Annotated in this window: 7 protein-coding genes and 1 pseudogene; 4 read left to right on the forward strand and 4 right to left on the reverse strand. The window is 71.2% G+C overall.

Features of this window, described 5'->3' with window-relative positions; genetic code table 11:
* Positions 1-336 precede the first annotated feature (336 nt).
* The 3 genes and pseudogenes from AOK00_RS39880 to AOK00_RS39355 form a co-directional block, all read right to left on the reverse strand.
* Positions 337-615 (reverse strand): annotated as a pseudogene (locus tag AOK00_RS39880) (hypothetical protein); the annotation flags it as partial.
* Positions 616-671: 56 nt separating this feature from the next.
* Positions 672-983, reverse strand: a complete 312-nt coding sequence (locus AOK00_RS36580; RefSeq protein WP_079041760.1) for a DUF3253 domain-containing protein — start codon at positions 981-983, stop codon at positions 672-674.
* Between the two features lie 284 nt (positions 984-1267).
* A complete protein-coding gene (locus AOK00_RS39355; protein WP_055598328.1) occupies positions 1268-1630 on the reverse strand; it encodes a hypothetical protein in 363 nt (120 codons plus the stop codon).
* On the opposite strand from AOK00_RS39355, the gene AOK00_RS00405 reads away from it, so the two are divergent.
* The 4 genes from AOK00_RS00405 (at position 1609) to AOK00_RS36340 (ending at position 5442) form a co-directional block, all read left to right on the forward strand.
* Positions 1609-2817 carry a cupin domain-containing protein gene (locus AOK00_RS00405; protein WP_055598323.1) on the forward strand — a complete coding sequence of 403 codons (1209 nt, stop codon included), beginning with the start codon at positions 1609-1611 and terminating at the stop codon, positions 2815-2817. The genes AOK00_RS39355 and AOK00_RS00405 overlap by 22 nt on opposite strands.
* A gap of 10 nt (positions 2818-2827) precedes the next feature.
* On the forward strand, positions 2828-3724 hold the full coding sequence (locus AOK00_RS00410; protein WP_055598324.1) for a sucrase ferredoxin: 897 nt from the start codon (positions 2828-2830) through the stop codon (positions 3722-3724).
* Between the two features lie 569 nt (positions 3725-4293).
* A complete protein-coding gene (locus AOK00_RS00415) occupies positions 4294-4854 on the forward strand; it encodes a hypothetical protein (protein WP_055598325.1) in 561 nt (186 codons plus the stop codon).
* A gap of 177 nt (positions 4855-5031) precedes the next feature.
* Positions 5032-5442, forward strand: a complete 411-nt coding sequence (locus AOK00_RS36340) for a hypothetical protein (protein WP_254047190.1) — start codon at positions 5032-5034, stop codon at positions 5440-5442.
* Positions 5443-5822: 380 nt separating this feature from the next.
* Here the strand turns inward: AOK00_RS36340 and AOK00_RS00425 are convergent.
* The coding region (locus AOK00_RS00425) for an STAS domain-containing protein (RefSeq protein ID WP_159041658.1) at positions 5823-6000 on the reverse strand (178 nt) is incomplete at its 5' end.

The raw sequence follows: 6000 nt of genomic DNA on the forward strand, positions 1-6000 counted from the left end.
TAGCCCTTGCGTAAGGGGGTTCCGACCGCTTGGTATGTCGGTTCGGTGACGATCCTGTGCGTGTGGCGACGAAACCGGCGGTATCCCCCCGTCGTGGAGCTTTCCGCAGGTCACGGGAGGGTCTCGGGCCGCCTCTGGGGCCGGGCGGCCGCTCGGCACGACCGGTCCGGCGAACGCGCCGGGGGGCCGACGACGTGGTCGGGTGGATGCCCCCGACTGCCCCCTCCGGCCCGGATCGGTCCGGCCTGCTGCCGACGACGGGAACGCCTCCAGGTCCCCTCCGCCCGCAGCCCCGGGCAGCAAGGCCGATGCCCATCCTGGCGGGAGTCGGATGCTTCAGGGCGCCTGTCGCAAGTGGATCATGAGACCTGGCACCACGAGACGGGTGATGCGGCTCGGTGGGGCGGTCGGGCGCATGCGGCATGGAGCATGGACCATGGCGATCGTTTCGGGGTGGGGCCCGGCCGGCGCCCATTCAAGCGAGAAGCGGCCCGTGCCGTGGTCTTCGCGGAGACCGGGGTCGCCACCGTAGGCGAGAAGTGCATGCACCGTCTCGGTATGGCCTCAGCACGCAGCCGCGCACAGGGGTGTGCCTTCCGCGCCGCGTCCGCGCTGCTGTTGTGATGGGCAAGGTGGCCGCGTTGGGTGGTTCCAGGAGGCCTGGGGGTTTCTCACGGACGGTCGGCGGCAGGTCGGTCTGGTGGTGCTGAGTCATCGGCCCGTCGGATGCGGATCGGGCCTCGGGCCTTGCCTGGTGCAATCGGATGTCCGCGCTGAGTGATCTCCACCTCTCCCTCGTCGACCAGGTGGCGGGCCGCGAGGCGGGCAGGCTCCATCAGGGCACGCCAGCCGTCGTCGTCCCCTTGGTACGCGGCGCGCGCCGCGTCCGACGGGCAGATCGACGCGCCGGGAGCGCGGCGCTGCAGGAGCTTCAGGATCGTTTGCTCCAGGCGCCGAACCGTCTCCCTCCCGGTTTCCGTCATCTGTCCAGTCTCCACGATTCGCTGGATTCCACGCCTGTCCGGTGTTGACCACTGGCCCCGTTTGGACGCCCGGCGTCCTCTTGCCCGATGCGCGGCGGAGAATCGGATCGACAGAGTCGCAGCCTCGTACGCGCGCGGCGCGTCGCCGCACGGAGATCGTCGGTGCGGCGACGGAGAAGCCACCACGCGGCGTTCACGTGCGCCGCTGCTCCGGTTGCCCCTCTTACCCGGGTGGGTGAGCTTGTATAAGGGGCCCGCACAGGACCGCCCCTCACCGATCGTCCCTATTCCCAGGAGGAGACATGGCGCACTCCGAGCAGGACCCGAACCAGCAGGAAGGTCCGGCGGACGGTGGCGCTGTCGGCACACCCGGCGTCCACGACGGGGGTGCGGACGGCGGAGCGGACGGCGGAGCCGACAGCGGTGCCGACGGAGGTGCGGACAGCGGTGCCGACGGAGGCGCCGACGGAGGTGCGGACAGCGGTGCCGACGGAGGCGCGGACAGTGGAGCGGACGGAGGCGCCGACAGCGGTGCGGAAGGCCCCGCTGACGGTGGCGCGGCCGGCGCCCCCGGCGTACACGACGGCGGTGCCGACGGCGGTGCCGAAGAGGCCGGCGGCCGCCTTTGAGCACCGTTCCCACGACACTTCGGGACACGGCCGACGACGTCGACGGCCGTGTCCTGGAGACACGTCTGATCCGACTCAGCCGCGAGAAGTTCGCTCGGGACGTCTGGGGGCGCACCCCGCTGCTCACGCGCGGAGCCGGTGACTTCTCCGACCTGTTCTCAGCAGCCTCGGTGGACGAGCTGATCTCCCGACGCGGCCTGCGGACGCCGTTCCTCCGCGTCGCCAAGGACGGCTCCACCGCACCCGAGTCGTCGTTCACCTCCCCGGGCGGAGTCGGTGCGTCGGTCGGGGACCAACTGGACGACACCGCGGTGTGGCGGAGCTTCGCCGACGGCAGCACCCTGGTGCTGCAGGCGCTGCAGCGGACCTGGGGGCCGATCACGGACTTCGCGACGCGGCTCGGCACGGAGCTGGGCCACCCCGTCCAGGCCAACGCCTATGTCACCCCGCCGCAGAGCCGCGGTTTCGACGACCACTACGACGTCCACGACGTCTTCGTCCTGCAGATCACCGGTACCAAGCGCTGGATCATCCACCAGCCCGTGCACCCGGCGCCGCTGCGCGACGAGCCCTGGACGGAGCACCGCGCCGCGGTCGCCGGTGCCGCCCGCCGAGGAGAGGCGTACATCGACACCCTGCTCGGGCCGGGCGACGTCCTCTATCTGCCGCGCGGCTGGCTGCACGCCGCCGAAGCCCAGGGCGCCGTGTCGATCCATCTGACGCTCGGCGTTCACACCTGGACGCGGCACGCGTTGGCCGAGCAACTCGTGCAGTCCGCCTTGGAGCTGCTGCGCGAGGACCCCGAGATGCGCCGATCCCTCCCCCTGGGCGTGGACGGACCGGGCGCAGAACTCGCGGTCGTACGCCGACGTCTCCTCGCCGCGGTCGCCGAGGCGGACCCCGCTCCCCTGTTCCACCGCGCCCGCCGCGGCCAAGCACGCCCGGCGCCCCTGGGGCCGCTGGAACAACTCGGGGCTCTCGACGGACTCGGGCCCGGCACAGCGGTCCGGCTTCGTGAGGCGTTGGAACCACGCCTGGAGGGCCGGCGCCTCGCCACCCGCGTCGGGTGGCTCGACTTCCCGGAGAGGGACCTGCCGTCGGTGCTCCGGATCCTCGACGGGAGCGCCCGTCCTGCCGGCGAGCTCGGTCTGCCCTTCGTCGAGCGGCTGCTGCGCGCGGGCGTGCTGGTGCCTGCCGAGCCGTGAGACGGTCGGCATGACGACGCCGGCGCGTTTCTTCTGCGCCGATGCCGCCCGCCTGCGCGGCGACCCGCTCGCGGGCACGGCGCCGTACGGCTCGGTCTGGATCCTCATCGAGTACCGGGCCGGCTGGCCGGTCAACGGCTTCGACGGCCTCCCTCTTGATCCCGAGGCCAAGGCACGGGTGTACGCCGCCGCGCGGGCGGCACGCGCCCGCGTCCTGCTCATCAGACGCCATGGCCGCGGTCGGCCGGACGAACCGCCGCGGTGGGCCGTTCTGCGGTACGAGAAGGACGGAGCCCACCGTCAGGAGTGGGGCACCTGGCACGACGACGGGGATCTGGCGCAGATCGTCGACGCCCTGGACGCGCCCGGGGAACGAGGCCGGCCGCCCGTCGTCCTCGTCTGCGCCCACGGCCTGCACGACACCTGTTGCGCCGTCCGCGGCCGTCCGGTGGCGCGTGCGCTGAGTGACCGCTGGCCGCAGCTGGTGTGGGAGTGCACGCATGTGGGAGGGGACCGGTTCGCCGCCAATGTGGTCGTCGCGCCCGACGGCGTGTACTACGGGAACCTCGACGCCCTCTCGGCGGTCACGGTGGTCGAGGAGCACTTGGCGGACCGAGTCCACCCGGACCACCTGCGCGGGTACACGGACCTCGTCCCGCCCCAGCAGGCCGCCCTGTCCGCTGTGCTCCGCCACGCGGGCCCGTCGGGTCGGCACGACTACGTCATCGAGGAGACGGTCCGGGACGGTGATCGGTGGCGGATGCGCGTCACCGGGCGCCTCGCCGGTCTGTCCGCCTTCGAGGTCGAGATCCACGCCCATCGGGCGCAGCCGCACCAACTGACCTGCCGCGGCCTGTCCCTCAGCTCGGCGGTGCACTACGAGGTCGCGTCCCTTCGCGTCGGGTGACGGTATTCCTGCCCCCGTGGGCTGGGGCTTGATAGACGTGGGTCCGTGGAAGGTTGGTTTCCAGGTGCGGGATGACGCCCGGGCGCCCTCCCCCGCACCCGTCGAGGGTCGCTTCGGTGGAGGGTGTCGGCATCCGACGTGAGGTTGGCGCGTGTCTCGACCTCGTACGTCCCGGTCCGGCAGGGCGAAGGTCACGGTCCAGGCCGACTCTCCACGCACCGAGCCGGGTCCTCAGCGGTCCAGCTGTACTGCTCGCACGACCACAGTCCCACGTCGATGCCCGCGTCCTCGCACCGCTGGACACCCTGGTCCTACACGATGTCGAGCACCGACCCGACCGGTAGTCCACCAGGTCGCGTCAGACCGTCCAGACCCGCTCGGGGTCGCTCAGCCGCGTGACGGCGGGCCGCGTGACGGCGGGCGGCGCACAGCCCCCGACCGGGTGCGCCGCCCACCCCGAGTCACCCATGGATGTTGCGTTCCGGCACGGGATGCCCATCGCGTTTCAGGACGGTCCGCTCGGGAAGCCGCCATCACAACGGACGACTTCCCCGACGGGAGCTAGGCCGATGTCAACAGGAACAATTCTGGCCATCGTCATATCCGCTGTGGTGCTGATCGCGCTGATCGCCGTGGCGGTGACCCTCAGCATGCGTCGCCGACGTCGTCTTCGTGAGCAGTTCGGGCCGGAGTACGACCGCACGGTCGAGGACGCCGGGAGCCGACGAGCCGCCGAACAGGAGCTGGGCGCCCGCGAGGAGCGCCATGAAGCCTTGGACATCAAACCGCTGTCGAGTCAGCAGAGGGAGAGGTACGCCCAGGAGTGGCGCGGAGTCCAGGAGGAGTTCGTGGACCGCCCTGAGGGCGCGGTGCACGACGCGGACCAGCTCGTCACTTCCCTGATGCACGAGCGGGGCTATCCCACCGAGGGCTTCGAGCAGCAGGCAAAGGATCTCTCCGTCGAACACGGGCGCACGCTGGAGCACTACTGGGCGGCCCACGAGATCAACACGCTCAGCACCACCCAGCGGGCCACCACCGAGCAGCTGCGGGGAGCCATGGTGCACTACCGGGCTCTCTTCGACGAACTCCTCACCAACGGAAGCTCGGCCGGTCCCGGCCGGAGCTGAGAGGGAAGGCGCGTCATGCGCGAGCGTGAGACACCGTCGCGGGCCGCGAGCGGCCTGTCGACCGAGGACATCGCCCAGCGGACCGGTCGCGGTACGGAAGAGGAGACCCGTCGCGACACGCAGGAGGATCGGTGGGAACAGGACCGGGAGCGTGACGGCGCCGCTCGGAACGCACCCGTGTACCCCGGGGAGAGCACTGCGGTCGGTGACACCACAGACGCCGGTGAGGAGCCGGAAAGCAGCGCTTCCGCATCGGGGACGCGGACGGACGCGGAGCCGGGCGGGGACGAGCCTGCCACGGAAGAGCAGGCCGACCACTCGGCCCGCCTGCTGGACAGTGACGACGACGCGTCGTTCCGTGCGCGGTGGAGCGACATCCAGAGCATGTTCGTCGACGATCCTCGGGAAGCCGTTCACGCGGCCGACGCGCTGGTCGCCGATGTGATGCAACAGCTCGCCACCACCTTCGCCGACCACAAGAGGAATCTCGAAGGGCAGTGGGGCGAGGACGACCGCGTCGACACGGAGAGCCTGCGGGTGGCCCTTCGTCAGTACCGGTCCTTCTTCAACCGGCTCCTCTCCCGATGACTCGGGTTCGCCGTCCGCCGCGCTCTGCCGGGCCTACGGCCGGAGGGTGCGCGGCGGATCCGCGTCCCGTGCCCCCGCGCCCCGCCCGTGAGGAGCGATGTGTCAGCACGGGCTGGGTCGTATCCGCGAAGTAGCCGATTCACCCAGCGAATCCTCAGCTTCCGTAGGTAACGGTCGTGACCGCCGTCAGCTGCTCCGCCTTGTTCGGAGAGAGCGAGACGGCGGTCGCGGGGTCGCGTGAGGAGGACCCGTCGGCCTGCCGTCCGTGAGACCGGAGGAGGGCCATCCCCAGAGATGCCCAGGGTGGGTTGCTGTCACCACTGCGGGGCTTGGTGCTTGACCCCTCGCAGAAGAGCTCGCAAGCCCGGGCGGCCTGGAGGTCAGGGCCCGAACGCGGATTCGGCGTCGGGATGGAGCGGGAAAACCTGGTCCAGTCCGACGAGGCGCAAGACGCGAAGGGCGTTGGCCGGAACGGCGGCGAGTGCGATCTCGGCTCCGACGGAATGGGCGTGGTTGCGGGCGGCGATCAACGCGTTGATGCCGCTGGAGTCGCAGAAC

It is taken from the genome of Streptomyces aureus (genome assembly GCF_001418135.1).
GTDB classification, from domain to species: Bacteria; Actinomycetota; Actinomycetes; order Streptomycetales; family Streptomycetaceae; genus Streptomyces; species Streptomyces aureus_A.

Bases quoted from the DNA above. Each gene is read 5' to 3' on its own strand.
- AOK00_RS36580 (WP_079041760.1), bottom strand. From the start codon at position 983: ATGACGGAAACCGGGAGGGAGACGGTTCGGCGCCTGGAGCAAACGATC.
- AOK00_RS00410 (WP_055598324.1), top strand. From the start codon at position 2,828: ATGACGACGCCGGCGCGTTTCTTCTGCGCCGATGCCGCCCGCCTGCGC.
- AOK00_RS00415 (WP_055598325.1), top strand. From the start codon at position 4,294: ATGTCAACAGGAACAATTCTGGCCATCGTCATATCCGCTGTGGTGCTG.